The sequence below is a fragment of the Streptomyces sp. NPDC056224 genome, assembly GCF_042267665.1.
Classification (GTDB): Bacteria; Actinomycetota; Actinomycetes; order Streptomycetales; family Streptomycetaceae; genus Streptomyces.
In genome coordinates this window covers 325,480-352,165 of the sequence record NZ_JBHJTK010000001.1, presented here as the reverse complement: position 1 = coordinate 352,165, position 26,686 = coordinate 325,480, and the positions used below count along the sequence as shown (strand labels likewise).

Genomic DNA, 26,686 nt, shown 5'->3' with positions numbered 1-26,686 from the left:
AGGGTGGGTGCGGCCGTGGGGTCAGCGCACCGGGCACTGCTTCCAGGAGAAGTGGTAGACGCTGTTGATGCTGCCGTCGGTCGAGTCGAGCGCCATGAAGCTGGTCTGTGACGGGTCGGAGGTTCCGACCTCGGCGCGCAGCTCGGTGTTGATGTTGAAGTTGCGCTGTTCGCCGCAGGGGGCGAAGACCAGGGCCTGGACGCCCGTGGTGTCGGTGGCCTGCCAGTTGTCCTCGAACGCGCCGTTGAACTTGTGGGTGCGCTGGGCGGTCTGGCTCATGCCCTGGAAGTAGTAGCTGGCCTTCTGCGTTCCGATCGCGCCCTCCTGGAGGCTGCCGAAGCCCCGGTAGTCGACCTGAGCCACGGCGTAGGTGTAGCCCTGGGGGACGTGGACGACGAGGGAGAGGAGACAGTTCTTGCGGCCTTCGACGGCGGAGGCGCCACCGCCGGCCTGCGCCAGGTACTCGCTGTAGGTGACGGTGAAGGCCGAGTTGTCGGCCGAGACGGCGACGGCGGCGCTGCCCGGACGGCAGCCCGACCCGTTGACGGAGGCGACGTCCACGGTCACCCGGTCGGTAGGAGCCTTGCCTGCGGGAGCCTTGCCTGCGGGAGCCGGGGCAAAGGCCCCGGCCGAGGGGGAGAGCGCGACGAGAGCCGCGGTCACGGCGGCTGCGGTGAATCCGGTACGGAGCGACTTGATCACGTGGACATGGATAGTGGTCCCCGGGCGTTCCGGGCGGACGACGGGTACGGGGACTCACCTCTATGGCCTCAACGGTTCACCGAAAAAACGATAATTCAGGTCATAACGGACGGATGATCGGCTCAATGTCGAGCCGCCTCGGTGCGATTCACCCGATTTCTCCTAATGTCGGGTCAATGAGGAGCCTCGTGTCCCGTGCCCGCCGTTCCGCCTTCTTGTCGGCGTGGGTGGTTGCCGCCACCTTCGCCGTCACAGCGGTGTCCCCCGCCCCGGAGCCGAAGCCGGACGAGGCCGCCGTGATCGGCGAGGACCACGCCCGCGCGCACGCGCGACTGCGCGAGGCGGCCAAGGACACCCGGGGCTACCCGCAGTCGAAGCGCACGGCGAGCCTGGCCACCCTCCAGGAGTCCCAGCGCGCGACAAACGCGGGCTTCGCGGCGGCGGAGTCCGGCCGGTTCGCCGAGTTCTTCCCCTCGCCCGACTTCGGCGTCCACACGGCCCTGCTGCCGACGGGCAAGGTGCTGCTCTTCTCCTTCGAGCGCGTGGAGGCCGATCCCACCAAGGAGACCGGGCCCACGAACACGGTCGGCCGGACGAACGCGGGCCGCGCCTACCTCTGGGATCCGGCCGGGGGCACGGGGGCGCGGGCCTTCAAGAAGGTGGCGCCGCCCGTCGTCCTGATGCCCGACGGCACCTACGCCCCGCGCCCGGCGCCCTTCTTCTGCGCCGGACACGCCTTCCTGCCCAACGGGATGGTGGGCGTGTTCGGCGGCAACGTCGGCGGCAAGGGCGGCAGCGGCGCCAAGCTGTCCTTCGTGTTCGACCCGTGGACCGAAACCTGGTTCCGCAACCGGGACATGTCCGTGGGCCGTTGGTACCCCTCGGTCGTCACCGGGGCGGACGGCCGCCAGATCATCATGTCCGGGCAGTCCGAGCGCGGTACGGGCACACCCACCCCGGTGGTCGAGCGCTTCCCGGCACTGCGCCACCCCGTGCCCTGGCGCCCGTTCGACATCCCGGTGGGCCTCGCCTCGCAGCGGCTGCGCTCGGACGCCCCGTTCCGCAACGACTATCCGCACCTGTTCTCGCTCCGCGACGGGATGATCTACGGACTGGGCCGCGACGCCGACCAGCAGTGGCTGTTCGACCCGGCCAAGGAGGTCCGTACGGACCTGCCGCGACGACCCGCCGACTTCCGGGGGTACGGATCGGCCGTGCCGCTGCCGGCCGGTTTCCGCGGTCCGGACTCCGTCCTGGTACTCGGCGGCGACCCGCGCGACCCGCACACGTACCGGCTCTCCGGCCGCCGCTGGAGCACCGAGGAGCCACGGGCCTTCGGCCGCACGCAGGACGACACCCTGATCCTGCCGGACGGCACGCTGCTCACCGTCAACGGCGCCCTCGACACACGGGACTACGGCAACGGGCCGTTCAACCCGAAGGCGGACCTGAAGTACCGGCAGATCGAGCTGCGCGACGCACGCGGCCACTGGCGGCTCGGCCCGGCCCAGCGACTGCCCCGCGGCTACCACTCCAACGCCCTGGTCATGCCGGACGGCCGCATGATGGTCACCGGGGACGAGCTCCAGCAGATCGCCAACGACCCCGACATCACGGACGGGATGGACGGCAGCATCGAGCTCTACGAGCCCGCCTACCTGCACCGGGGCCCCCGGCCGGCCCTGGACCGGGCACCGGCGGGCGAGCTGGGCCACGACAAGGACTTCGAGGTCGTGAGTTCGACGCCGAAGGCGGTCGCGCGCGCCGTGCTGCTGGCGCCGACGACCGTCACCCATTCGGTGAACACCAGCCAGCGCCACCTGGAGCTCCGGCTCACCGGCGTCCGCGGCACCAGGGTCGGGCTCCGGACGCCGCCGACCGCGGCCGACGCGCCGCCCGGGTACTACATGCTGTTCCTGCTCGACGCGAAGGGCGTCCCCAGCACGGCGAAGTGGGTCAAGCTGGGCGTCCGCTGACCGCCCGGCGCGGGGCGCGGCCTACCGCAGGCGCACCACCGCCGCGCGCCCGCCGGTCCGGACGAGGCCGGTGAAGGGGCCCTGCGCGAGAACCGCGTCGTACGGGTCCAGCGCGACGGCCCGGCCGTCCGCGTCGAGCACCGCCGTCCCCTCCAGGGCCACCACCAGCAGGGTCTCGTCCGGCGGGGCGGCGAGGGTGAGCCGGCCGCGTACGACGGCGGTCTCCACCGCCGCGGCGCCCCTGCGGTACATCACGTTGAAGTTCACGACGGGGCCGTCGAGGAGGTGGCAGTCGGTCGGCTCGTCCCCGGCGAAGTCCTGGGGCGCGTACCGCTCGTCGACGAGGCGGCGCACCCCTCCGACGGTGAGGGCCATGCCCGCGCCCTCGGCGAGGGTGAGGGTGCGCTCGATCCCGGGGAAGGCCGAGAAGGGGCCGTCGGAGCCGACTTCGGCAAGGCTCGCCCGCCACACGAAGTCGTCCATGCCCGCGCCCTCGGGCCGGACGGCGATCTCGCGGGTGACTCCTCCGCCGTTCTTCCACACGGTGGCGGTCCGGTCGGCCGCCCGCAGGATCCGGACCTCAGCGCCGCCGCCCGTCCGGTCGCCCGTACGGCCGCTCGTACGGTCGCTCATGCCACGGGCCCGGTCAGCCGCTCCCGCAGTTCCCCGAGGTCGGCGAGGAACCAGGTCTGGTGCCCGCGGTTGCACTCGCGGACGAAGTCCCGCAGCGCAGGGCTGGCCGCCGTGTGGGGGGTGATGTCGCCGAGGACGACGATCCCCATCCGGTACTGGACGAACTTCTGGATGATCTCGCCGGCGAGGCGGGTGCTCAGCCGGAAGAACGACTCGTCGAACCGCGCGGAGGGGATCACGACCCACCGGGCGCCCTGGTAGCCGGCGTCACCGATGCAGTCCAGGGCTTCGCGTTCACTCGCGATGGTCCCGCCCTCGGCCTCGTACACCAGGACGGGCACGTCGTTGATCGTCTGCAGGGAACTCATGGAGGTCGACCTTAGTTCCGGACGCGCACGACGTCGACGCGACGAGGGCGCGGGCGCGGGCGCCGCTCAGGCGTCCTTCTCCATCCTGGGACGCAGGCGTTCCAGGAGGGCGTAGAGCGTCGCGCTCTCGGACGCGTCGAGGGTGTCCAGCGCGCTGTGCGTCGCCTGCATCTCCTCGCGCACCCGGCGGATGATCTCCCGGCCGGCGTCGGTGGCCACCACGTTCTTGACGCGACGGTCGGTGGGGGCCGGCTCGCGGCGGACCAGCTCGCGGGCCTCCAGGCGGTCGACGATGCCGGTCACGTTCGACGCATCGCACACCAGCAGGGTGGCGAGGCCGCGCATCGGCACGGGGCCGTCGAGCTGGGCGAGCACCCGGGCCTGGGTGGAGGTGAGGCCGTAGCGGGCCGCGGCGGCGGCGAAATCGCGCCACTGGGCGGTACCGATGGCGGCGAGCAGTTCCAGCAGCTGGAGCTTGGTGGGGGCGGTGTAGGCGGCGGTGTCGCTCATACCTGGAGCGTACTCAGGATGATTGACATTATCAATTGTTTACTTGACCACCTTAACTATTGACGTCTACCGTCACCGGAGTTACTTGATGACATAAAACATCTGCACCCTGAAGCTCTGACGCCCGAAGAAGGTCCTGCCAGCCATGAGCACCCCCTCCCCCGCCGCCGTCCCGGCCGCCGGGCGACGGAACGAGACGGTCATCGTCTTCGCCCTGAGCCTCGCCGCCATGGTCGTGTCGATGATGCAGACCCTGCCGGTCCCGATCCTCGGTCTGATCCGCAACGACCTCGGCACCTCGACGGCCAACGTGAGCTGGGTGACCACCGCCACCCTGCTGTCGGCGGCCGTCTTCACCCCGCTCCTCGGCCGCTTCGGCGACCAGCACGGCAAGAAGCCCACCCTGGTGGCCGTACTCGGCGTCATGGTCGTCGGCTCCGTGATCGCCGCGCTGGCCACCTCGCTGCCGCTGCTCATCCTGGGCCGGGTGCTCCAGGGCGCCGCCACGGCGATCTTCCCGCTGGCCCTCTCCGTCCTGCGCGAGGAGGTCCGGCCGCAGAAGCTGCCCGGCGCCATGGCACTGGTCAGCGGCACGCTCGCGTTCGGCAGCGGCCTCGCACTCGTCGCCACCGGGCTGCTCACCTCCGGGTCCGGCGCGGACTACCGCAATGCCTTCTGGATGGCGACCGGCTTCGCGGCCCTCGCCCTGCTCGCGGTCGTCTTCCTGGTCCCCGCGACCCGCCACAAGACCGGCGGGCGCACCGACTTCCTCGGCGCGCTGACCCTCGGCATCGCACTGCTGCTGCTCCTGCTGCCGATCTCCCAGGGCCACGAGTGGGGCTGGGCCTCCGCCCGTACCCTGGGCAGCTTCGCCGGCGCCGCCGTCATGACCGCCGTCTGGGTGCTCGTCGAGCGCAAGGTGCGCGAGCCCCTCGTGGACATGCGGATGTTCGTCCACCGTCCGGTGCTGATGGCCAACCTGGCCGGCATCCTCGTCGGCTTCGGCATGTTCGCGAACTTCCTGGGCGTCTCGTACCTCGTCCAGATGCCGAAGGCCCTCACCGGCTACGGCTTCGACGCGTCGATCCTGCGCGCCTCCGTGCAGTTCCTGCTGCCCGGGGCGATCGTCTCGCTGCTCGCCTCGCCCGTCGGCGGCCAGCTGGTCCGCCACCGCGGTCCGCGCGTGGCGCTGGGCCTGGCCGCCGCGCTCGGCGCCGCCGGCTTCGGCTGGCTCGCACTGGACCACCAGCACAGCGCCTCGGTGATCGGCGCGGGCCTGATCGTCGGCGCGGCCGTCAGCTTCGGCTACGCGGCCATGCCCGCCGTGATCATGGCCAGTGTGCCGCACCACCAGAGCGGCATCGCCAACGGCATCAACTCGATCTCCCGCTCCACGGGCAGTGCGATCGGCAGCGCCATCGTGACCACCATCCTGGCGTCCAAGACCATCGAGCACCTGCCCGCGGGCGTCCCCGCGCTGCCCGCCGAGTCCGGGTTCACCCTCACCTTCGGGATCGGCGCCGCGGCCTTCGCCCTGGTCGCGGTCATCAGCCGGTTCGGCCTGCGGGGCGGGCACGGGACCGTGACCGCTGCTGCTGCCGCGACCCCGGCCACGGCCCCGGCCGGTTCAGAGGAGCCGGTGGCGGCGGAGAAGGCCGACGCCGCCCGCTGACCCGCGTGTCGCACTCACCGTGCGGGCCGCGGCGCCCCGCATGGTGGGTGGATGAAGGCTACGGACGTCATCGCCGACGGATTCGGACGCATCCGGGAGATCGTGCACGAAGTCGTCGAAGGGCTCCCGGCTGAGCGGCTCAACGCGCGCGTCGACCCGGCGGCCAATTCGATCACCTGGCTCGTCTGGCACCTCACCCGGATCCAGGACGACCACGTGGCGGACGCCGCGGATCTCGGTCAGGTCTGGCAGTCACAGGACTGGGCGGCCCGGTTCGCACTCTCCCTGCCCGCCGGGTCGACCGGCTACGGGCACACAGCCCGGCAGGCCGGATCGGTCGAGGTCGACTCCGGCGAGCTGCTGCTGGGGTACCACGACGCGGTCCACGAGCAGACCCTGCGGTTCGTCCGACAGCTCGCCGCCGCGGACCTGGACCGGGTGGTGGACGAGCGGTGGGACCCGCCGGTCACCCTGGGCGTGCGCCTGGTCAGCGTGCTGGGCGACGATCTCCAGCACGCGGGCCAGGCCGCCTTCGTACGGGGCCTGCTGGAGCGGACCTGGACAGCCCCGCCCCCGTGACGCCACCGCACCTCACCCGATCCCGGTCGCCGGGGGGCGGTGCCCGGCGCGGGGCCCGGCCTCGTAGCCACGGGAGGGCGGCGCCGCAGGCCGGGTCCGCGCCGGGTCCGCGCCGGGCGGCGCGGCCGTCAGCCGCGGAAGGACGGCCCGCGTTCCGCAGAGGCTTCGGCGAGGGCCTTGGTGACGCCCTCGACGCCTTCCCGGAGACCGTAGACGGGAGTGTCGGGCTGCTGGCGCCAGGAGTCGTCGAGGCCGCCGGCGTCGACGGTGTCGAAGCCGAGTTCCTCGATGAGGGCGCGGACGGCCTTCTTCCCCGTCTCGTCGTCGCCCGCGACCGGCAGCGCGATCCGCTCCGGGTCGCCCGCGGGGCGGTGCCGGTCGAGGATGTCCTGGGCGTAGGTGCCGTTGAAGGCCTTGATCACCCGGTGGCCGAGCGCCCGCTCGGTCCAGCGGCTCTCGGTGAGGCCCTCGTCCTCGACCCCGGCGATCCGGCCGTCGCGCTGCTGGGGGTAGTAGTTGCCGGTGTCGATGACGGTGAAGCCGTCGGCGGCCTCGTCGAAGAGGCCGGAGGGCAGGTCCGGCACGTTCTTGAAGGGGATGGTGACCACGACGATCTCGGCGCCGCGCGCCGCTTCGGCGACGGTGACGGGGGTGGCGCCGGTCTCCTCGGCGAGGGCGGTCAGGGTTTCGGGTCCGCGCGAGTTCGCCACGGACACGTCGTGTCCGAGCGCCGTGAGGCGACGGGTGAGGTTGCCGCCGATGTTGCCCGCGCCGATGATGCCGATCTTCATGAGCTCTCCAGTGCATACGGGATCAGGTCTCGCGTCGGTGCGAACTCCCGCGATCGGCAGGGCATTCCACCGGGTGGCGCCCATTCCCCGGACGAGCGGCGTGATCGGGCCGTCGTGCGCGGGCCGGAGGGAGCCCGGCGGCCCGTACTGCATGCCCGGCACGCCCATCGGCGCGACTTTCCGGCCATTTCTCGTATGCCGAGAACCGGTGGGACCCGGGGCCGCACCCGTCGGGGCGGCCGCTCAGCTCCGGGCGGAGCCGAGGCGGCGGGAGGGGACGAACCACGCGGACGGCGTGCTCCGCGCGCAGAACGTGCCGCTCCGGCGGAAGGTCACCTCCCGCAGCAGGACGGGCACGACCAGCGCCGCGGTGAGGCCGCCGCGGGGCGGCGACACGACGACGGTCCGCGTGCGGGCCGAGCGCCGTCGGCGTCCGAGACACCTCGGGCGGCTGCCCCGCGTAGCCGGTCACCCGGAAGATCGTGTCCGTCCGGGACCGGCCGGCGTGCGCGAGGGGGCCGGGACCCCGTCCGGGTCCCGGCCCCCTCATCCGCGCCAGTGCCGCTCCCGCCGCTCCTAGGCTCCGCTGGCCTTCAGCATGTCCTCGCGCTCGACGATCTTCACGCGCTCGCGGCCCTGCGGCTCCCCGAGGGCCTTCTCGGCCGCGTCCAGCCGGTGCCAGCCCTCCCACGTCGTCCAGCGGACGCCGCGCTCGGCGAGGAAGGCCTCGACGGCCTCCGGCGCGGGCGCGGCGGGGGTGAGCAGACGGCCGTCGGCGTGGTCGGCCAGCAGGTTCGCGACGGTCTCGTTCGCGTCGCCCTTGGTGTGGCCGATCAGGCCGACCGGACCGCGCCGGATCCACCCGGTCACGTACGTCGACGGCAGGTGGCCGCCGGCCTCGATCACGCGGCCGCCCTCGTCCGGGACGGTGCCCGACTCGACGTCCCAGGGGAGCTTGGGCAGTTCGTCGGAGAGGTAGCCGACGGCCCGGTACACGGACTGGACGTCCCAGTCGGTGAACCGCCCCGTGCCCTTGACGTTGCCGGTGCCATCGAGCTCGGTGCGCTCGGTGCGCAGCCCGACCACCCTGCCGTCCTCGCCGAGCACCTCGGTGGGCGACTCGAAGAAGTGCAGGAACAGCTTGTGCGGCCGGTCGCCGGTGTCCCGGATCGCCCAGTTCTCCAGGGTCTTGGCGACCATGTCGGCCTGCTTGTTGGAACGGCGGGTCGCGATCGAGCCCTCGTCGTAGTCGATGTCCTCGGGGTTGACGATGACCTCGATGGTGGGCGAGTGGTCCAGCTCCCGCAGCTCCATGGGGCTGAACTTGGCCTGGGCCGGGCCCCGGCGCCCGAAGACGTGCACTTCGAGGGCCTTGTTGGCCTTGAGGCCGTCGTAGACGTTCGGCGGGATCTCGGTCGGGAGCAGCTCGTCGGCCGTCTTGGCCAGGATGCGCGCGACGTCGAGGGCGACGTTTCCGACGCCGAGCACGGCGACCTTCTCCGCCTCCAGCGGCCAGGTGCGCGGGACGTCCGGGTGGCCGTCGTACCAGGAGACGAAGTCGGCGGCGCCGTAGGAGCCGTCGAGCTCGACGCCCGGGACGGTGAGGGCGCGGTCCGCCGTGGCACCGGTGGAGAAGATCACGGCGTCGTAGAAGGAGTGCAGCTCGTCGAGGCCGATGTCGTTCGGGTAGTCGACGTTCCCGAAGAGGCGGACCTGCGGCTTGTCGAGCACCTGGTGGAGGGCCGTGATGATGCCCTTGATCCGCGGGTGGTCGGGGGCCACGCCGTAGCGGATCAGGCCGAAGGGCGCGGGCATCCTCTCGAAGAGGTCTATGGAGACACCGGGCTCGACGGCAGCCTCGGACTTGAGCAGCGCGTCGGCGGCGTAGATCCCGGCGGGGCCGGCACCGACGATCGCTACTCGCAGAGGGCGAGGCATGGCAATGGTTCCCTTCGAGCGACGGCAAGGTGGATCACAGGTGGATCAAAGGGAACCCTAAACTAAGGCAATCCTTACCCGGCACCCGGCATCGACTTATGACCCCATAATCACAACTTATGACCTCTCCAAGTGATCCTTGGGTCCGAAACGGCCGGGCAGCCGCCCCCTACGCTTCCCTTGAAGAGCGAACAGGGCACTGGACGCGGCGGTCGAAGGCTTCGCCGAACGCATCGAGGGCGAGGTGCGTCGAGGGCGACCGGGAGGGCTTCGCACTGGCCCTGGCCGACGCGCTGGAGGAGCACCGCGAGCACGACGGGGTCGTCGACCTCGGCACGGGGGCCGAGGCCGTCCTCAGTGCCGGCCCGTGCCGGTGGTCTCCCCGTACCTGCCCGAGGAGCTCGTCACACGGTACTCGCTGGTCAGCGGGCACGTCAGCTGACAGACTGAAACGGCTTGATCACCCCAGGAGGACACATGACAGACGAGACCGACACCCCGCAGGACGAATCCCCGGCCGAGGCGGCCAAGCGCAAGTTCCGGGAGGCACTGGAGCGCAACGCCGCCAATGCCCAGTCGCAGCAGGCACACCAGAGTCGCGCGAAGGTCCAGGGATCCAGCAGCGGTCCCGGCGGCAAGAACAAGAAGGTCCGCCGCAAGACCGGCTGACCCTCGGACCCGAGGAGCTCAGTCTCGCCGTCACGGGCGGCGGGACCGGGCCACTTCGCGACATTGGGCCAGTCGGGTGAGTGGGGATAACCACGAGCGCCGCCGGCAGTTGATCAGCTCGCCCGCCGAGGGCGGCTACCTCATGCGACAGCGCGACAGAAGGATCCCCCACATGTTCAAGAAGTTCATGGCCACCGCCGCGGTCACCGCCTCCGTGCTGGGAGCCGGCGCCGCGGTAGCCGCCCCGGCGATGGCGATCGGCAACGACAACGGCGTCAACACCGTCAACGGCAACGGCGCCGCGCAGATCTACGGCAACCAGGAGACCGAGGGCAAAATGAGCCCCCAGCTCAGCGCCGTCCAGGGCTCCCTGAACAAGCTCTGCATCGGCCTGCCCGCCAAGGTCAACGCCCAGTCCCTGTTCGCGGTGCTCGCCAACGTCGGCGTCCAGGACGTCAACGTGCTGGCCAACCCGCAGAACCAGCAGTGCGCCGAGAACTCCACCCAGGCCAAGGGCGACGACTCTGCCTCGCACATCCTCAGCAACATCCCGGTGCTCTCCGGCAACCTCTCCGCGGGCAGCTGATCCTCTGTCCGCAGCGCCGGCGTGGCATGCCACGCCGGCGCTGCGCCGTTTTCAGCCGGAGGCGCGCAGCGCGGTGGCGAGCTGGGCCCGGGAGCGTACGTCGAGCTTCTGGTAGATACGGGTCAGCCGCGCCTCCACGGTCTTCACGCTGAGGAACAGCTTCGCCGCGGCCTCCTGGTTACTGGCCCCCTGGCTGACGAGCAGCGCGAGGCGGGTCTCGGCCTCGGTCAGGGACGCGACCGCGGCCGTCTCCGCACCGCCCCCCTCGCCCGGAGCCGGCTCCCTGGCGAGGTCCGTCCACGGGGCCGCCCCGGCCTCCTGGAACACCTGGGCCGCGGCCTGGAGTGCGGCGCGCGCGGGTGCACGGCGCCGTCGGCGGCGTTCCGCGCGGGCGAGCGCGAGCAGCGTACGGCCCCGCTCCAACGGCAGCCGCAGGGTCTCGAACCGCTGCGCCGTGGCCTCCAGCAGCTGCACGGCGCCCTCGGCCTCGCCCTGTGCGGACAGGCACAGGCCCCGGGCCCGGTCCATCGCCGCGACGACCCCGGTACGGCCGAGGCCGCGGGCGACGGTGCGGACCGAGTCGATCAGCCGGGCGGCCTCCTCGGTCGCGTCGGCGGCGACCAGGGCCTCGGCGAGGTCCCCGTGCCAGCGCAGGATCGAGGGGTCCACCACCTTCTGCGCGGCTTCGAGTTCGGCGACCCGGCGCAGGGTGGCGACGGCCTTCGCCGCCTCTCCGGTGGCCAGTTCGACGAGGCCGAGCGCGTGCAGGCTCCGGGAGAGGAAGACCTGGTCGTGCTCCTCCTGCGAGGCCTGGATGCCGCGCCGGGCGTACGCGGCGGCGCGGGCGAAGCTGCCGCCGGTGGCCTCGGCCATCGCGGAGACGTACCAGGCGGGGCCGGGCGAGAGACCCGCCTCGATCGTCAGCTCCAGCGCCTGGCGGGCGCGGGCGGAGGCGGCCGCGCACCGGCCGCTGCGCAGTTCGACCTCGGTGAGGCTGCGCAGGACCTCGAAGACGTCCTCGGCGGAACCGGTGCGCTGCACGGCGGGCAGCAGGGTCATCAGCTGACGGCGGGCGTCGTCCAGGCGGTCGTCGAACAGGGCGTGCCGTACGGCGAGGTACTGGGGCGCGTTGCGCATGCCGAGCGGTATCTCGGGGGCGGGGAGGGCGAGCGCCTCGGCGAGGATCGCCTCGGCACCCGGGTCCCCGAGGATGCGTCCCATGCGGGCCCGTACGGTCAGCGCCATGGCCTCGGCGACCTGGTCGCCGCCGAGTGCGGCGAGCGCCCCGGCCCGGGCCGCGGCGTCGCGGGAGCGGACGGGGTCGCCGTCGCTGAGGTTGTGCTTCGTGGCGATCCGCAGCTGGACGGCGGCCTGGAGCGAGGGGTCCCCGGCGGCGTCGTCCATGGCGCACGCGAAGGTTTCGTCGAGGGCGCCGAGTGCCTGGCCGGCGGCGTCGATCACGGCGAGCCGGGCCCGGACCCGGTCGGCGGGTGAGGCGTCGCGGGCCAGGACGGCCCGGGTGGCGCGGCGCGCGAGGTCGGCGCGGCCGGCCCAGCCGGCGTCCTCGGCGGCGGTGACGAGCCGGGCGAGCTGTTCCCCGGCCAGGTGGGAGGGGGTGCGTTCGGCGGCGAGCAGGCCGAGTTCGGCGGCGAGGGCCCGCTGGCCGAGGCGCCGGCAGACCGCGGCGGCCTCGGTGATCTCCGAGGCGAGCCACTGGTCGGGCGTGTCCACGGCCAGCGCGCGGTGGCGGACGGCCTGGACGGGGTCGTCGACGGCGGCGGCCAGCGCGGCGTGCCCGGCGGCGCGCTCGGGCCAGCCCGCGTCCGCGGCGAGCGCGGTGGGCAGGGCGCCGGCGGTGAACTCGACGGTGCCGTCCTCCCCGACCCTGACCAGCGCGGCCCGTTCCGCCTCGGCCAGCTCGGCGTCGGCGTCGGGGCGCCCGGCCCGGCGCAGCAGGGCGGTGGTCGGCCGGGCGGCGAGGGCGGCGAGCAGCAGCGTGCGGCGGGCCTGGGCGGGGGCTTCGGCGAGCAGGCGGCGGGCGACTTCGCGGGCCTGGCCGGAGACGGGCAGGGTGTCGGCGTGGTGGGCGCCGGCGTCGCGGGTTCCGGCGGCCTCGGCGAGGGAGTGTCCGAGGGCGAGGGCGAGGCGGGGGTTGCCGCCGCTGGCCTGGTGGATGCGTCCGGCGAGGCGGGCCGGGAGGCCGTGGCGGACGAGGAGTTCGGCGACCTCGTCGGCGCCGAGCGGGGGCACCCGGATCGCGGGGGTGCCCGCGCCGCAGAGGGGTTCGCCGACGGACGTGCCGCCCTGGACGCATTCGGCGACGAGGACCTGGACGCGCGGCGGGGTGAGGCGCAGGGCGAAGCGGAGCAGGTCGGTGCTCTCGGCGTCGAGCCACTGGGCGTTGTCGAGGACGAGGAGGACGGGGTGGCGGGCGGCGAGCGTCCGGAGCACCTCGACGACGGCGAGGCGCAGGGCGACGTGGTCGCGGCCGTCACGGGGGGCGTCCGCCTCGCGGCACAGGAGGGCGATCGCGGTGCGCTGGGGGCCGGAGAGCCGTTCCAGGGCGGCGCCGGGGACGGTGGCCAGGAGGGCCGCCGCGGAGGCTTCGGGGATCCACTGGTCGGCGGCCTCGGGTGCGAGGCGCAGCACGGTCTCGCGGCGCGATTCGGCCGCCGCCGCGACGGCGCGGACGACCTCGGTCTTGCCCGCGCCGGCCGGGCCGGTGAGCAGCGCCCGGCCGTGTGTGGTGAGCGCGCGGTCGACCGCCTTGACCAGTTCGCCCTGTCCGACACTTGTGTCAGCGTGCCCCGTCGCCGCCACCACGCACAGCCACCAGCCTCTCGGTCCCCAGCTCCTGTGCCTTCCCTGTGACGCGACAATACGAGGTCGGATGACGGGTGAACACGGATTGTGACGCAGAAATCAGTCACGCGGCCGGAAATACCGGCGGGCCCGCCGGTACGAGGTGTATCGGCGGGCCCGCTGGTGCACTTGGTCCGTACTTTCGGCCCGTCAGGCCGGATGGGGGACCGGATCAGAAGCCGAGGCCCCAGGAGTCGATGTAGCCGGTGTCGGCGGTGTAGACGTCCTGGACGCGCAGCTGCCAGGTGCCGTTGGCGGGCAGCGCGGAGGCGTTGACGGTGTAGGTGTCGGAGATGTTCGCGGCGCTGTCGCTCGACGAGGAGTTCTTCAGGCGCTGGACGACCGCACCGCCGGGACCGACCAGGTCGATCACGACGTCACCGCGGTAGCTGTGCTTGATGTCGACGTACACCTTGAGCGCGGCCGGGGCGTTGCCGGTGCGGCCCGAGACGGTGATGGAGGAGGAGACGGCTCCGCCGTTGTCCGGGATCGCCACGTCGGTGGTGTTCTGGTACGTGGGGGCGGGCACGGAGGTCACGGCGTTGACGGTCGCGGCCGCGTCGGCGAGGCCGGAGCCGCAGCCACCGGTGCAGGTACCTGCGAGCGGACGGGCGTTGGTCTTGATGGCCGACTCGACCTGCGCCGGGGTCAGCGAGGGCTTGGCGGCGACGAGGAGCGCGGCGAGGCCCGCGACGTGCGGGGCGGCCATGCTGGTGCCCTGGTAGGGCTTGTAGATCTCGGCGCCGGGGGTGGTGGTACCGGCGTTGAGGGTGGAGAGGATGCCGTTCTCGGGGGTGGTGACGGTGCCGGGGGTGTCCGTGGCGCGTCGGGTCTCACCGCCCGGGGCGGCGACGTCGATGATCGCGCCGTAGTTCGAGTAGAAGGAGCGGTCACCGGTGCGGTTGCTGGCGGCAACGTTGATCACGTTGTTGCAGCTGGCGGGCGAGAAGCCGGCCGCGTCGGAGTTGCTGTTGCCGGCGGCCACGACGACGGTCGTGCCGCGGCCGACGGCGGCGTTGATGGCGTTCTGGTAGGTGGCGGTGCAGGCACCCGAGCCACCGAGGCTCATGTTGATAACCTTGGCGGGGGTGGCGTTCGCCGGGACGCCCGCGACGGTGCCGCCGGACGCCCAGGTGATGGCGTCGACGATGTCCGAGGTGGCGCCGCCGCACTTGCCGAGCACGCGGACGGGCTGGATCTTCGCGTTGTACGCGATGCCCGCGACGCCCTTGGCGTTGTTGGTGGCCGCGGCGATGGTGCCCGCGACGTGGGTGCCGTGCCAGGAGGAGTTGCTGGCCGTGGAGCCGGTGCCGCACTCGCCGGCGGCGCTCCAGTCACCCTGGTCGGCGGGGTTGTTGTCGCGGCCGTTGCCGTCACGGGCGGCGGTGGAGCTGCTGATGAAGTCGTAGCCGGCGACGACGTTCGGGGCGACGTCCGAGTGGGCGACGTAGCCGGTGTCGATCACGGCGACGGTGACGCCGGAGCCGGTGGTCTTGTCCCAGGCGGCGGGAACGTTCATGCCGGCGGTGGGCTCGAAGAGGTCCCACTGCTTGGCGTACTCGGTGTCGTTCGGGGTGGCCAGCGCGTAGGCGCGGGAGTCCGGCTCGACGTAGGCGACGTCCGGGTCGGCGCGGAACTGGGCCATCACCTTGGCGGCGTCGGCGGGGGAGCCGAGGCTGACCAGGGCGGCGCCGGTGCCGAGGCGGCGGTCGAACGTGGCCTTCTTGCCGGCCTTCTTGCCCTTGGCGGCGGCGTCGTCCGCGGCCGCGGTGTTGGAACTGGCCTCGGAGGCGGAGGCCTTGTATCCGACGATGAGGTTCTCGACCGGAGCGGCGGACGCGGGGGCGGCCGGAGCGGCGGCGGCAGGATCCGAGGCGGCCAGCGCCATGGAGGTGGTGGCGGAGCCGGCGAGCAGCGTGACGGACATCGCCACCACGGATATGAGCCTGCGTCTGGATGCGTGCACGGTGTTCCCTTTCGCGGGCCGATTCCGGGCAGGCCGGAGCGGCCGGTCTGTGCAGTGTGGGAGGTGGCTGGCGGCTGCGGGGCCGGGAGCGAGCTGGTCAGACTCGTCCCGGCCGCCGCCTCGCGCCACGTTGCCCCGGCCTCGACGGTGGGGCAGGGCAACGGCGGTACCGGCGATTCCCCCTGGTTGAACGGCATCATGCCATGTGGGGTTGGCGTGTCGGCCGCAGGGTCAGGAAGATCGCCGGTGGGCAGACAGTAGGCAACGCGGGGGTGAACTGGATACGGGGAAAACCCTTGTCCGCGCCCTGCCCCTCCCCCGCGGGTCCCTCGGTGGGCGCCGGCGCCGTCGCGGCGGCCGGTCCCGCGTCATCCTCCTGCCGCCTCCCGGTGGGGCGGGTGGAGCTTGCGGAAGTACGTCCAGCTGGTTTCGTTCGGCTCGGTCCACTTGTCCGGGGCGTGGGCGAATTCGGGGTGCCGGGCGGCGATGTAGGCGCGGGTGCGCTCGGGGACCTCCGCGTAGGAGCCGAGTTTGCGGCCGCGGCAGTGGAAGGTGAGGCCGCCGGGGCGCGCGCCCTGTTCCATCCAGGGCAGCCACGGGGACATCCGGGTCCAGGACATCGTCGAGGGGACGCTCGGCGCCTCGGTGGTGAGGGCGGTGGCGGGCGCGAAGAACTGGAAGAGCTCCAGCGCCCTATAGGTGTCGTCGGCCGAATTGTCCGGGTATTCCTCAACCGGCAGGGGCGAGGGGTAGGCCAGCGGGATCTCCAGGCTGAAGCAGATCTGGTCGCCCAGCTCCGTGAGCGGGACCGGGAAGGGCCGCCACGTCTGGTTCGCCGGATCGTTCCAGACGTGCACCACCGGCTTGCCGCCCCAGTTCTCCAGGATCTCCCGGGTCCGGGGGTCGAGGTAGAAGGCGGCTTCCCTGGACAGCAGCTGGTAGCCGCCGCTCTCCTCGTCCGCGGCGAGCCGGGCGACATTGAGCCCCTCGAAGCCGAAGAGGCGCTGGTAGGGCTCCCCGGGGGCCCAGGAGTGCACGTCGCCGGACCACCAGAAGGTCACCTCCTCGCCGTCGAGCGACGCGCGGGTGCGGGCGAGTGCGTGCAGCAGCTCGGCGGGCGTCATGGCGGGTGTCATACGCCGTACTGTGCGCGGCCGCCGCATGGAGCGGCAAGCGGTCGCTCGGACGAATCCCCCGCCGGTGCGGCCGGTTCACCCGGGGTGGCCGGCCGGAGCCGCAGGATCTCCCGAGAAGGCGGACCTTTCACCCGTAAATCCTCATCCGGGGCGAATGGTTGCGCCGGGAGCCCGTCCTGCGGACGGCAGGTTGACGACGCTGCCGCCACGGGCGACGGTGACCGCCATGGGGAACGAACGCCGGCTACTCGCTCTCGTCATCTGCCTGGTCCTGGGCGGCGGCCTCACCGCCGCCGTGCTCGGGGCCTCGCGAGCGGCCGGGCCGCACGCGGGGGCGGCCGCGGCCGGTCGGCCCCCTTCCGACTACGTGGACATATCGCAGGTTCCGCGCACCCCGGGTCCGGCGGCCGTCGCGGGCCCCGACGCCTCGGCCGGCTCGGTGGTCGTGGAATGCGGCCGCAACGAGCGGCGGCACTACAACGAGGACAACGTGGTGGTCTCGCCCGGGCTGCGGGCGGGCGCCCACCACACGCACGCGTACGTGGGGAACCTCTCCACGGACGCGATGTCGACCGACGCCTCCCTGGACGCGGCCGCCACCAGTTGCACGGGCGGCGACCGGTCGGCGTACTACTGGCCCGTCCTGCGCCGCCTGGACCGGCCGGGCATGCACCCGCACGAGGGTTCCGCGGCCCACGGCAACACCGGCGAGATCCTGCCGGAGGCCTCGGTCCGGGTGGAGTTCCGCGGCAGCCCGGTGAGCAGGGTGGTGGCGATGCCCCGGTTCCTGCGGGCGATGACCGGCGACGCCGTCGCGTACACGGCGGACAGTGACGCCGACGTCCGGGCCCGCTGGGGCTGTTCCGGCTCCCCCGACCGGTTCACGACCCGCTATCCACGCTGTCCCGCGGGCGAGCGGGTCACCCGCACCCTCGCCTTCCCGAGCTGCTGGAACGGCCTCGACACCGTCGGCGCCGGGCACCGCTCGCACCTGCGCTTCCCCTCGGCGAACGGCGTCTGCCCGCAGGACACCTTCCCCGTGCCCGAGCTCCGGATCTCCCTGGCGTACGAGGTCCCCGCCGGGGTGGCCGTCGCGCTCGACTCCTTTCCCGAGCAGCGGCACAGTCCGAAGACGGACCACGCGATGTTCGTGAACGCCATGACCGGGCCGCAGATGGACGCCGTCGTCGGCTGCATCAACTCGGGCCGCACCTGCCGCATGTGAGGGGCGCACCGGGCCGGCGCACCCGAGTGACGCACGCCACATGAACCGGAAGGGCCCGGGCGGCGTGTTCCGACCGCACCACGTACGCGAGGAAGACGGAGAGGGTGAGATGGCCGGACCACTGTGGCCCCGCACTCGGCGGGGCTCGACCGATGAGGCACTGATCAAGTCGGTGTACGAGGAGCACGGCCACGCCCTGCTCGCGTACGCCACCCGGCTGACGGGGGACCGGGCCGCCGCCGAGGACGTCGTACAGGAGACGCTCATCCGGGCCTGGCGGCACTCCGAGGTCCTGGTCAACGGAAAGGGCTCGGTGCGCGGCTGGCTGCTCACGGTGGCCCGCAACATCATCACGGACCGGTACCGGGCCAAGGCGGCCCGGCCGCCGGAGGTCTCCGGGGCTTCGGCCGCTCCCCCGGTGGAGGCGGACCACGCCGACTCCGTGGTGGACACGATGACGGTCCTCGGGGCCCTCGACCAGCTGTCGCCGGAACACCGGGACGTCCTGAAGGAGTTGTACTACAGGCAGCTCAGCGTCGCCGAGGCCGCCGACAGCCTCGGCATCCCGGCGGGGACGGTCAAATCGCGTTCGCACTACGCGCTCAAGGCCCTGCGCGACGTCTTCCGGGACAGCGGCATCAGAGACAACGGCAATGGCAGACGATCGGGCAGGCCGCCCCAGCAGCCCGCCGGACTGCGTGAGGTGGTGGCATGAACCGGCAGCGGCACGAGGAGGAACTGCTCGGTCCGTACGTGCTCGGCGTCCTGGACGCGGAGGAGTTCCGCCGGGTCGAGCAACACATGAGCGGATGCGTGCAGTGCCGGGAGGAGGTGGCCGCGTTGCGCGAGATGGAAGCGGCACTGGGTGAGGTGCCCGAGGAGGCGTTCCTCGACGGACCGCCGCACGGCGGGGACCTGTTGCTCCAGCGCACGCTGCGTGAGATGCGCGGCGAGCGCGACCGCGCGCGCCGACGTGGCCTGGGACTCGCGGGGCTGGCCGCTGCGGCCTCGCTGGCCGCCGTGTTCTGGGCCGGTACGCAGTGGGGTCCGGCCGATCCGGACGTGGGGGCCCTGCCTCCGCAGCCGTCCGCGACGGCGTCGGCGGGCCCCACGCAGGCTGCCGGGACCAAGGTGCTCTCGGCGACCGATCCGGCCACGGGCACGCGGATGACCGTACGGATGACTCCCACCGCGAAGTGGGTACGGGTGCACGCCGCGGTCACCGGGGTCCCGCAGGGCGAGCGGTGCCGGCTGGTCGTGGTCGCCAAGGACGGCAAGCGCTCCACCGCCGGCGGCTGGGTCGTGGGCGGCCAGGAGAACGGCGAGGCCAAGGGTGCGTCCCTGGACGGCTCCGCGGCCGTGGACGCGGCGGACGTCAAGGCGATCCTGGTCGAGAACGAGGCGGGCCGGACGTTCGTGTCCGTACCGGTCTGACCGGACCGCGGCGGACCGCGGCCCGGCGGACGGCAGCGTGACGGACGGCCTGGCGGACGGCGTGACGGAGCCCGGGAGCATATCCAGCTCCCGGGCTCCTGTGTGCCACCCAATTGCGCACACCGGCGGCGTTTAAGAGTCGCGGATCATTCTGAGACCGATGTGTTCTGCCTTTGAACTACCGCGCCATGAGAAGAGGCGCAGAGGGGACTTGAACCCCCATCCATCGATGATCGCCCGCGCTCGGTCGATCCGGTGTTCGGCGGCGAATACTGAGACTGGAGCGAGAATCTGAGATTGAGGGGCCGCCTCTACCAGCTTGGGCCACCCCGGCTCGCAATGCCGGGGGAGGGATTCGAACCCCCAACTGACACCCCTGTTCAGCTTCAACATCAGTTTCAGCTTGCGCTCTCGCGCACCCCCCGAACTCGGCGGGGGGCGTTCTCGGGGCTACCTGAACAGGTAGCCGAACACCGCGTCCCCGACCCGCTGGTCGGTGACCTCGGTGCTGTTGGCCTCCTCGCGGGCGAACTTGACGGCCTGCTGGAGCTTCTCCACGCGGTCGAGCAGTTCGTTCACCCGACGGGCCGGGAGCGCGCCGGAGAACTTCACCGTCGTCCAGTAACCGACGGGGACGTCCTCGTAGTAGACCTCGACCTGCGCGGGGTGCTTCTCGGTCGCCTCGGCCTTGACGTGGTTGCGCGGCACCTTCTTGGTGCGGATCGTGCGCACCGGGTCCGTCTTCCAGGAGTCCGTGGAGGGGTCCAGGTTCCAGGACTCGGACGCGTCCAGCACCGGCAGCTTCCGCACGAAGGTGTGCATGTCCGTGAGCTGCTTCTCCAGGAAGAGCAGATAGGGCACGGGCACCTGCGCCAGCAGGATGGTGCCGTCCACGACGACGTCGGCGGCCGCAGTGCGGTTCGCCCAGTCCTTGGTCGCCGTCACGTCGAACAGTCGCGTCAGGGTGCCGGCCGTGGCCCGCAGCACGTCCTCCGCCTTGACCTGAACCCGTGTGGACTCGGGCGGCAGCTGCTCGCCCTCCTCGTCCTTGGGCTGGTAGGTCCGCGAGATGCCGGCCAGCAGGGCGGGCTTCTGGACATCGTGGTGAGCCTGCGAAAGCTCCTGGACGGACTTGGACTTGACGCCCTTTTCCACTGCGATGATCTGATTCAGCTTCGGCACGCGCCGAACCTAACAGGAGACGGCGCCACCCGTACATCCGAATATCGCCCGCCGGCCCCGGTGGAACGAAACGGCCGGCTCCCGACGCGGGACGATCATCACATTGCGGTCCATGACATCCTGTGACGTCACAACTCGCCGGACGGAATCGGCGGACGTCCGGGGAATATGGGGAAGGTCCATGAGGCTCTGCTTCCTGGTGGAGGAGCACTACCGCCACGACGGCATGCCGAACGAGGTGATCGGGCAGCTCAGCGCGTGGGGGCACCAGGTCGACGTGGTGCGGCCGGGGGGCTCGCTGCTGCGCATGACGGAGGCGGTACGGGCGGGCACGCACGACGCCTGGGTGCTCAAGACGGTCTCCGGCGGCCCGGGACTGACCCTGCTGGAAGCCGCCGCGGCGACCGGCACGACCACCGTCAACGACGCCCGGTCGATCCGGGGCGTACGGGACAAGGCGCTGGCCGCCGCCATCGGCCGCGCCCGGGGGCTTCCGCTGCCGACGACGTACGCGGCGGCCCGCCCCGAGCTGCTGAGGGAGATACCGGAGGCGGAGTACCCCCTCGTCGTCAAGCCGGCCGACGGGAGTTCGGGGCGGGCCGTGCACCTGGTGTCCTCGCCGCGGCGGCTGGAGTCGCTGCTCCCCGTCCTCGCGGGCGAGGGCCTGCTCATCGCCCAGCCGTACGTGCCCAACTCGGGCACCGACATCAAGGTGTACGGGGTCGGCGGAGAGCTGTTCGCCACCGAGCGCTGCTCCCCGCTGAACCCGGACCCGTCGGTGCGCGAGCGCCGCGTGCCGCTGTCGGCGGAGGTCGCGGCGATCGCCGAACAGGTGGGATCGGTCTACGGGCTCGACCTCTACGGGGTGGACGTGCTGCTGGGGCCCGACGGGCCCGTGGTCGTCGACGTGAACGACTTCCCGAGCTTTCGTCAGGTGCCCGACGCGGCGGCACGGGTGGCCCGGGCGGTGCTGGAACTGGCGCGCACGGGTGGCTCCGCGCCCGTACCCGCGCCGCCGGCGCTCCCGTGCGCGCTGCCCGTCTCGATCCCGGCGCAGGCGTCCGCGCGGGCGGGGGACGGCTCGTGAGGATCGGACTGATCACTCCGGAGCCGGGGCATCCGCTGCTGGCCGCGACGTCCGCCCTGCTGGCGAAGGAGCATGCCGTCGACGCGCTCGACCCGGCCGCGGCGGACGCCGAAGCGCCCTTCGCCGACGCGCCCTTGGCCGACGTGTACCTGCTGAAATCGCGCACCCGGCGGGCCCTGGACCTCGCGCGGGACCTGGAGCGGCGGGGCATTCCCGTCGTCAACACCGCGGCGGCGACCGCACTGTGCCAGGACCGTACGGCGATGGCCGAGCTCGCCCTGCGGGCCGGACTGCCCTTCGCCGCCACCCGCTCCGTCGGCCCCCTCTCCGCCTGGGCCCCGGGCACCGCGCTCTCCTCCCCCGTGGTGGTCAAGAGCCGGTACAGCCGCCGGGGTGACCTGGTGGCCCGGGTGGACGACGCGGCGGAGCTGCGGGAGCTGGCGGCGGCCTGGCCGCAGGAGCCGGTGGTGGTACAGGAGTTCGCGCCCAACAGCGGCTGGGACCACAAGTTGTGGGCGGTCGGGGACCAGGTCTTCGCGGCCCTGCGCCGTTCCGAGCTCTCGCCCGGCGGGCGGGGCCCCACCATGCCGCTGGCCGTGGACGAACTGCCCACCGGGTGGGCGGATCTGGTCCGGGCGGTCGGCACGGCGTTCGCGCTGGACGTCTACGGTGTGGACATCATCGACGCCGGCGGCGGTACGCCGCTGATCGTGGACGTGAACGCCTTCCCCGGTATCCGCGGCCAGGCGGGCGCCCCCGAGGCCCTGGCGGCCCTGACCTTGCGGCGTGCCGCGTCACGGCCCGACAGGGCCTAGCGCGACTGGGGTGTCGCAACGACCACGGCCCGGCGGATCGGTGAGGATCGGGGGCATGGGCTTCGTCCTGCCTGTCCTCTTCGCACTGTTCGCGGCTCTCAGCAACGCCCTCGCCACCGTGCTGCAGCGGCGGGCGGCGCTCACCGTGCCGCAGAGCCACGGCTTCCGGTTCGGGCTGGTCCTCGACCTGTTGCGGCGGCCGCTGTGGCTCGCCGGGATCCTGGCCGTGATCGCGGCCGGCGTCGGGCAGGCCGCGGCGCTGGCCACCGGCGCGCTGGCCCTCGTGCAGCCCCTGTTCGTCCTGGAGCTGCCGCTCGCGCTGCTGATCGCCTCGCTGATGGCGCGCGACCGGCTGCCGTCGGCGTCGTGGCTCGCCGTCGCCGGGGTCGTGGCGGGGCTCGGGATCGTGCTGGTGGCCGCCTCGCCCCGGGGCAACCGGACGCACGTACCGCTCGACCGGTGGGTCCTGGCCCTGGCGGCGTGCGCCGCGGCGGTCGCCGTACTGGCCGTGTCGGGGCTGCGCCGGCCGCCCGGCCGGATGCGGGCCGGATGCCTGGGCGCGGCCACCGCCGTCTGCTACGCGCTCACCGCCGCCCTGATGAAGTCCGCCATGCACGTCCTCGACGAGGGCGGCCTCGGCGCCTTCCTGACCACCTGGGAGACGTACGCCTTCGCCGCGGCCGGGGTCTGCGCCCTGCTGCTGCTCGAACACGCCATGCAGGGCGGACCGCTGGTCGCGTCGCAGCCCGCGCTGACCCTCGGCGACGCGGGCGTCAGCGTCGCGCTGGGCGTGCTGCTGTACGAGGAGCACCTGCGGACCCACTGGTGGCTGCTCCCCCAGCTGCTGGGTCTGGCCCTGATCTGCGCGGGCGTACTCGCCCTGGCCCGGGCAGGGGCCGGGGCCGAGGCAGGGGCCGAGGCCGGTTAGCGTGTGGGGAATTCGAGCGGAGTGCGGCCCCGTGCCGTGCCGGCCGCTGCGGCAGAGGCCCGCGGCCTCCGCCCGTACGACCACCCCGCGCGGCGGATCCGGCCGCCCCGCCCTTCTAGGAGGTCCGCCGGCGACGCCGGAGCCGGACCGTGACGGCCGCGGCCGCGGCTGACAGGACCAGGGCTGCCGACACCGTCAGGAGCCACACCGGAATGCCGTCTCCCACAGTGAGCAGCTCGTCGTGGTGGACGGTCCGGCGGTACGGGGTGTCCTTGGCGGCGGCGCGCAGTTCGTGGTCCCCGTCGATGCGGCCCGGCTCGGGGAACTCCTGATCGATGGCGGTGAGGAACACCGGCTTTCCGCCGGTGAGTTCGGCGAGGGGAGTGCCCTTCGCGGTCACGGTGCCCGCGAAGGTCACCTTCGGCGCGGAGCCACCGATCGTGGAGCCGGGTTCCATGCGGTGGTCGGCGAGCACGTAGAGGCCGAGGGACTGCGGGGTCTTGGCCATCCGGGAGAGCCGCATCGGGTAGACCAGCCGGTCGCTGTCGAAGCGGATCTTCAGCGGGTCCAGGGTGCCCTGCAGCTTCTTGCCCTGCTGTCGCGGGGCGAGGCGGACGGCGACGTACTCCCACTTCTGGTCGACGTAGGGCTTCAGTTCGGTGGCGAGGCCGTCGGGCAGTTTGAAGCCGTTGTCCTCCAGCCACTTCCGCAGCGCGTCCGGGTCGGTCGCCGTCAGACGCGCGACGTCGAAGTCGCCGAGCTGCTCGCGGCCCACGACCCCGACCGAGGGAGCGCCGTCGCCGGGCGCGGCTCCGGCCATGCGGTCCCCGGAGCGGGAGGAGAAGGGCCAGTCGCCCTCACGCGGCCAGAAGTAGTGACGGGTCTTCTCCTGCGGCTCGGTCAGCCGGGAGAGCTCGCCGAACACCGCCCCGTCCGCGAGTTCGACCGTGGCCCGCCCCGGCACCGGCATGATCCAGGCCGCCCGGGGCGCGTCCCCGCGGACGACGAACCGCATCACGATCTGTTCGGTGCGACCGTCCCAGCGGACGACGGAGGTCTCCTTCTCGACGCCGATGCGGGCGTAGCCCTCGGGGATCATCGCCCCGCATCCGCAGGCCCACGCGGGGTTGACGAGCGAGCCCAGCTGGGTCGTGAGCAGGGCGAACAGCAGGACCAGGATTCTTCGTTTCATCCACACGGGGTCTCAGACGGCAGCCCACCCGGTCCGGTTCCCCGGGAGCGGTCCGGGGACGGCGGACACCGTGCCCCGGAGTACGGGACCGTGTGCGTCGCGCGCTCCACCACGACCCGGGCGCCGGAGAAGGGACGCAGCCTCAGCACGTGGTGGACGGTGGCGCCGGGTGCCGGGTGCCGGGTGCCGGGTGCCGGGTGCCGGGTGCCGGGTGCCGGGTGCCGGGTGCCGGGTGCCGGGTGCCGGGTGCCGGGTGCCGGGTGCTGACGATCCTCGGCTGCTCCGCCTGCTCGGTGCCGGCCTCGCCCCGCTCGACGGGAAGGGTCCGGCCGCCCGGCTCCTCCCCCGGCGAGCGCGTCCACCGCGTGAGGCTCGGCAGTTCGGTGACGCCGCCCTGGACGCCGGGGCCTGCCCGTACGGCCCGGCGGGCGGGTTCGTCCTCGGCGGGGAGCCGGGCGCCGGAGCCCTGCTCCCCCGCCGTGATCACGGTCCGGTGGAGCGGGTGTCCGGTCACCGACGCCGGCTCAGCCGCGCGAGCCGGAGCCGGAGCCGGCGGCATTGCGCCAGACCGTCACGTCCAGCGTCATGTACTTGCTGGGGGAACCCTCGGGCGAGAAGCCCTGCACCGTCACGAGGCCCATGTGTCCGGTGCCCGTGGTGACGCAGATCTGCCGCCCCTTGGCGAGCTTGGTCAGATAGATGTTCTTGGCGAACCGCGTCTCGGCGCGGCAGACGGCGAGGGTCCCCTCCTGCCCGGGATCGAGCAGGACCATGTTCCCCTCCGAGGTCTCCGCGTCGAGGTATCCGCCGGTGTCGTAGGACAGTTCGTACCCGCCGTCCTCGCCCTCCTGGGGCCGGACGTCCTCGTCACCGAGGGTCAGGTGGTAGCCGGCGGTGAGGTTGATGCCCTTGTGGTCGGTGGGCTTCGGATCGGCCTTGGCGCCGGGCTTCGCGCTCGGCTTGCCCGTGCCCGTCTGGCCTCCGCCGGCCGTGTCCGTCCCGGTCCCCGTCCCGTTGCCCTTGTCCTGGGAGGTGCCGCTGCCCTGCGCCTGCTGCCCGTTGTTCTTGAGCAGGACGTACGCCGTGCCGGTCCCCGCGACGGCGAAGACCAGCGCGGCCGCGAGTGCGATGAACAGGCCCCGCTTGCCCGAGCTCTTCGGGGGCTGGGCGCCCGGGGGCACGGGGTACCCGGGGTAGCCGTGCGGCTGCGGCTGCGGGTGCGCCGGGAACTGGGTCGGAGCGTAGGCATGGGCGTGCGCCTGCGTGGGCGGGGGCGTGGGGTACCGCTGCTGGACGGGGTGCTGCGGCTGTTGCGGCTGCTGCGCCTGCTGTGGCAGTGCCGGCCCGTAGCCCGGCGGCGGGGTGGCCGGAGCCGCCGGTGGGGTGGCCGCAACGGTCGGCGGGGTGGCCGGAGCCGGAGGCGGAGTGGCCGGAACCACCGGAGTGGTGGGCGTGTACGGGGCCACGGCCGGGGCGGCCGAGGGCGGCGGCGGGGTCTGGACCGGGGCCGGGGCGGCCGCGCGCACGGTGATGTCGGCGGCCACGGGAGCCGGGAGCCAGTCCTCGGGGCGGCGCAGGACCGTCTCCGCGTTCGCCGCCTGGCAGAGCGCGATGATCTCGGAGAGGGACGGCCTGGCCTCGGGGTCCTTGGCGAGGCAGCGGGTGACGAGTTCGGTCAGCCGCTCCGGGACCCCGCTGAGGTCGGGCTCCTCGTGGACGATCCGGTAGAGCACGCCGTGCGAGGTCCCCTCGCCGAACGCCGGGGTGCCCGTGGCGGCGTACGCCGCGACCTGGCCGAGCGCGAAGACGTCGGTGGCCGGGGTGACCTTGCGCCCCGCCGCCTGCTCGGGGGCCATGAACGAAGGGGTGCCGATGGTCACTCCACTCCCGGTGAGGGAGGTGGCGTCGGCGGCGTAGGCGATGCCGAAGTCGATGACGCGGGGCCCGTCCGCGGCGAGCAGCACGTTGGACGGCTTGAGGTCGCGGTGCACGATGCCCGCGCCGTGGATGACGTGCAGCGCCTCGGCCATGCCGGCGATCAGCAGCAGCACCGCCTCGACCGGCAGCGCCCCGTGCTCGACGACGGCGTCGGCGAGCGAGGGTCCCGGCACGTAGGCGGTGGCGAGCCACGGCTGCGCGCCGTCGGTGTCGGCGTCGATGACGGGGGCGGTGAACAGGCCCTGCACCCGCTGCGCGGACTGCACCTCCTGGGCGAACCGGCGGCGGAACTCGGCGTCTTCCCCGAATTCGGGGCGGATCACCTTGATCGCCACGGGCCGGCCGCCCGGGGTGTACGACAGGTACACCTTGCCCATGCCCCCGGCGCCGAGCTTGGCGGCGAGCCGGTACCCGGCGATGGTGGTCGGATCGTCTGCCGAGAGCGGCTGGAAGACCTCAGGGGTAGTGTCCCGGCCCGGCTGCTGACCACTCATCAA

25 protein-coding genes are annotated in these 26,686 nt (G+C 72.8%); 11 read left to right on the top strand and 14 right to left on the bottom strand.

What is annotated here, in order from left to right; all coding sequences use genetic code 11:
- Positions 1–21: 21 nt before the first annotated feature.
- Positions 22–702 carry a DUF4360 domain-containing protein gene (locus tag ACFCZ1_RS01620; RefSeq protein ID WP_376676299.1) on the bottom strand — a complete coding sequence of 227 codons (681 nt, stop codon included), beginning with the start codon at positions 700–702 and terminating at the stop codon, positions 22–24.
- A 176-nt stretch (positions 703–878) separates the two neighbouring features.
- Between ACFCZ1_RS01620 and ACFCZ1_RS01615 the strand changes: the two genes are divergently transcribed.
- A complete protein-coding gene (locus ACFCZ1_RS01615; RefSeq protein ID WP_376676298.1) occupies positions 879–2,678 on the top strand; it encodes a galactose oxidase-like domain-containing protein in 1,800 nt (599 codons plus the stop codon).
- A gap of 21 nt (positions 2,679–2,699) precedes the next feature.
- Here the strand turns inward: ACFCZ1_RS01615 and ACFCZ1_RS01610 are convergent, their stop codons facing one another.
- The 3 genes from ACFCZ1_RS01610 to ACFCZ1_RS01600 all read right to left on the bottom strand — a co-directional run bounded on the left by ACFCZ1_RS01610 (position 2,700) and on the right by ACFCZ1_RS01600 (position 4,189).
- Positions 2,700–3,311: a HutD family protein gene (locus tag ACFCZ1_RS01610; RefSeq protein ID WP_376676297.1), complete on the bottom strand. Its 612-nt coding sequence runs from the start codon at positions 3,309–3,311 to the stop codon at positions 2,700–2,702.
- Positions 3,308–3,679 carry a DUF4180 domain-containing protein gene (locus ACFCZ1_RS01605; RefSeq protein WP_376676296.1) on the bottom strand — a complete coding sequence of 124 codons (372 nt, stop codon included), beginning with the start codon at positions 3,677–3,679 and terminating at the stop codon, positions 3,308–3,310. The genes ACFCZ1_RS01610 and ACFCZ1_RS01605 overlap by 4 nt, the downstream gene beginning before the upstream one ends.
- 66 nt (positions 3,680–3,745) lie before the next feature.
- The gene (locus tag ACFCZ1_RS01600) at positions 3,746–4,189 is read right to left on the bottom strand and encodes a MarR family winged helix-turn-helix transcriptional regulator (protein ID WP_376676295.1); all 444 of its coding nucleotides are present in this window, start codon (positions 4,187–4,189) and stop codon (positions 3,746–3,748) included.
- A 145-nt stretch (positions 4,190–4,334) separates the two neighbouring features.
- Here ACFCZ1_RS01600 and ACFCZ1_RS01595 point away from each other — a divergent pair, with 145 nt between their 5' ends.
- Positions 4,335–5,861 (top strand): MFS transporter, encoded by a 1,527-nt coding sequence (locus tag ACFCZ1_RS01595; RefSeq protein ID WP_376676294.1) that lies wholly within the window; start codon positions 4,335–4,337, stop codon positions 5,859–5,861.
- Between the two features lie 51 nt (positions 5,862–5,912).
- Entirely contained in the window at positions 5,913–6,440 is a 528-nt protein-coding gene (locus tag ACFCZ1_RS01590) for a DinB family protein (protein ID WP_376676293.1), read from the top strand.
- A 128-nt stretch (positions 6,441–6,568) separates the two neighbouring features.
- Here the strand turns inward: ACFCZ1_RS01590 and ACFCZ1_RS01585 are convergent, their stop codons facing one another.
- The 3 genes from ACFCZ1_RS01585 to ACFCZ1_RS01575 all read right to left on the bottom strand — a co-directional run bounded on the left by ACFCZ1_RS01585 (position 6,569) and on the right by ACFCZ1_RS01575 (position 9,169).
- Positions 6,569–7,231, bottom strand: coding sequence for an NADPH-dependent F420 reductase (locus ACFCZ1_RS01585; protein ID WP_376676292.1), 663 nt, complete (start codon positions 7,229–7,231; stop codon positions 6,569–6,571).
- A 243-nt stretch (positions 7,232–7,474) separates the two neighbouring features.
- Complete coding sequence (locus tag ACFCZ1_RS01580; RefSeq protein WP_376676291.1) at positions 7,475–7,627, bottom strand: hypothetical protein; 153 nt, start codon at positions 7,625–7,627, stop codon at positions 7,475–7,477.
- Between the two features lie 180 nt (positions 7,628–7,807).
- The gene (locus ACFCZ1_RS01575) at positions 7,808–9,169 is read right to left on the bottom strand and encodes an FAD-dependent oxidoreductase (protein WP_376676290.1); all 1,362 of its coding nucleotides are present in this window, start codon (positions 9,167–9,169) and stop codon (positions 7,808–7,810) included.
- Positions 9,170–9,646: 477 nt separating this feature from the next.
- On the opposite strand from ACFCZ1_RS01575, the gene ACFCZ1_RS01570 reads away from it, so the two are divergent.
- Both ACFCZ1_RS01570 and ACFCZ1_RS01565 read left to right on the top strand, forming a co-directional pair.
- Positions 9,647–9,838 (top strand): DUF5302 domain-containing protein, encoded by a 192-nt coding sequence (locus ACFCZ1_RS01570; RefSeq protein ID WP_376676289.1) that lies wholly within the window; start codon positions 9,647–9,649, stop codon positions 9,836–9,838.
- A gap of 172 nt (positions 9,839–10,010) precedes the next feature.
- The gene (locus ACFCZ1_RS01565; protein WP_376676288.1) at positions 10,011–10,424 is read left to right on the top strand and encodes a rodlin; all 414 of its coding nucleotides are present in this window, start codon (positions 10,011–10,013) and stop codon (positions 10,422–10,424) included.
- A gap of 51 nt (positions 10,425–10,475) precedes the next feature.
- Here ACFCZ1_RS01565 and ACFCZ1_RS01560 read toward each other — a convergent pair whose 3' ends face one another.
- The 3 genes from ACFCZ1_RS01560 to ACFCZ1_RS01550 form a co-directional block, all read right to left on the bottom strand.
- Entirely contained in the window at positions 10,476–13,247 is a 2,772-nt protein-coding gene (locus ACFCZ1_RS01560) for an AAA family ATPase (protein WP_376676287.1), read from the bottom strand.
- Between the two features lie 211 nt (positions 13,248–13,458).
- Complete coding sequence (locus ACFCZ1_RS01555) at positions 13,459–15,213, bottom strand: S8 family serine peptidase (RefSeq protein WP_376676757.1); 1,755 nt, start codon at positions 15,211–15,213, stop codon at positions 13,459–13,461.
- Positions 15,214–15,620: 407 nt separating this feature from the next.
- A complete protein-coding gene (locus ACFCZ1_RS01550; RefSeq protein ID WP_376676286.1) occupies positions 15,621–16,388 on the bottom strand; it encodes a DUF1838 family protein in 768 nt (255 codons plus the stop codon).
- 226 nt (positions 16,389–16,614) lie between these two features.
- Between ACFCZ1_RS01550 and ACFCZ1_RS01545 the strand changes: the two genes are divergently transcribed.
- The 3 genes from ACFCZ1_RS01545 (at position 16,615) to ACFCZ1_RS01535 (ending at position 19,047) form a co-directional block, all read left to right on the top strand.
- Positions 16,615–17,613, top strand: a complete 999-nt coding sequence (locus ACFCZ1_RS01545; RefSeq protein ID WP_376676285.1) for a DUF1996 domain-containing protein — start codon at positions 16,615–16,617, stop codon at positions 17,611–17,613.
- Between the two features lie 109 nt (positions 17,614–17,722).
- Positions 17,723–18,328: a sigma-70 family RNA polymerase sigma factor gene (locus ACFCZ1_RS01540; protein WP_376676284.1), complete on the top strand. Its 606-nt coding sequence runs from the start codon at positions 17,723–17,725 to the stop codon at positions 18,326–18,328.
- On the top strand, positions 18,325–19,047 hold the full coding sequence (locus tag ACFCZ1_RS01535) for an anti-sigma factor family protein (protein ID WP_376676283.1): 723 nt from the start codon (positions 18,325–18,327) through the stop codon (positions 19,045–19,047). Before ACFCZ1_RS01540 ends, ACFCZ1_RS01535 begins: the two co-directional genes overlap by 4 nt.
- 450 nt (positions 19,048–19,497) lie before the next feature.
- On the opposite strand, the gene ACFCZ1_RS01530 is transcribed toward ACFCZ1_RS01535, so the two are convergent.
- On the bottom strand, positions 19,498–20,229 hold the full coding sequence (locus ACFCZ1_RS01530) for a hypothetical protein (protein WP_376676282.1): 732 nt from the start codon (positions 20,227–20,229) through the stop codon (positions 19,498–19,500).
- 181 nt (positions 20,230–20,410) lie between these two features.
- Between ACFCZ1_RS01530 and ACFCZ1_RS01525 the strand changes: the two genes are divergently transcribed.
- From ACFCZ1_RS01525 to ACFCZ1_RS01515, 3 genes are read left to right on the top strand one after another with little or no spacing between them, the layout of a single operon-like run.
- A complete protein-coding gene (locus ACFCZ1_RS01525) occupies positions 20,411–21,316 on the top strand; it encodes a RimK family alpha-L-glutamate ligase (RefSeq protein WP_376676281.1) in 906 nt (301 codons plus the stop codon).
- Positions 21,313–22,131 (top strand): RimK family alpha-L-glutamate ligase, encoded by an 819-nt coding sequence (locus tag ACFCZ1_RS01520; protein ID WP_376676280.1) that lies wholly within the window; start codon positions 21,313–21,315, stop codon positions 22,129–22,131. Before ACFCZ1_RS01525 ends, ACFCZ1_RS01520 begins: the two co-directional genes overlap by 4 nt.
- 55 nt (positions 22,132–22,186) lie before the next feature.
- On the top strand, positions 22,187–23,059 hold the full coding sequence (locus ACFCZ1_RS01515) for a DMT family transporter (RefSeq protein ID WP_376676279.1): 873 nt from the start codon (positions 22,187–22,189) through the stop codon (positions 23,057–23,059).
- A gap of 115 nt (positions 23,060–23,174) precedes the next feature.
- On the opposite strand, the gene ACFCZ1_RS01510 is transcribed toward ACFCZ1_RS01515, so the two are convergent.
- The 3 genes from ACFCZ1_RS01510 to ACFCZ1_RS01500 form a co-directional block, all read right to left on the bottom strand.
- Entirely contained in the window at positions 23,175–24,251 is a 1,077-nt protein-coding gene (locus ACFCZ1_RS01510) for a DUF2330 domain-containing protein (protein WP_376676278.1), read from the bottom strand.
- Positions 24,252–24,393: 142 nt separating this feature from the next.
- The gene (locus ACFCZ1_RS01505) at positions 24,394–24,765 is read right to left on the bottom strand and encodes a hypothetical protein (protein ID WP_376676277.1); all 372 of its coding nucleotides are present in this window, start codon (positions 24,763–24,765) and stop codon (positions 24,394–24,396) included.
- Positions 24,766–24,775: 10 nt separating this feature from the next.
- A complete protein-coding gene (locus ACFCZ1_RS01500) occupies positions 24,776–26,683 on the bottom strand; it encodes a serine/threonine-protein kinase (protein WP_376676276.1) in 1,908 nt (635 codons plus the stop codon).
- Positions 26,684–26,686 lie beyond the last annotated feature (3 nt).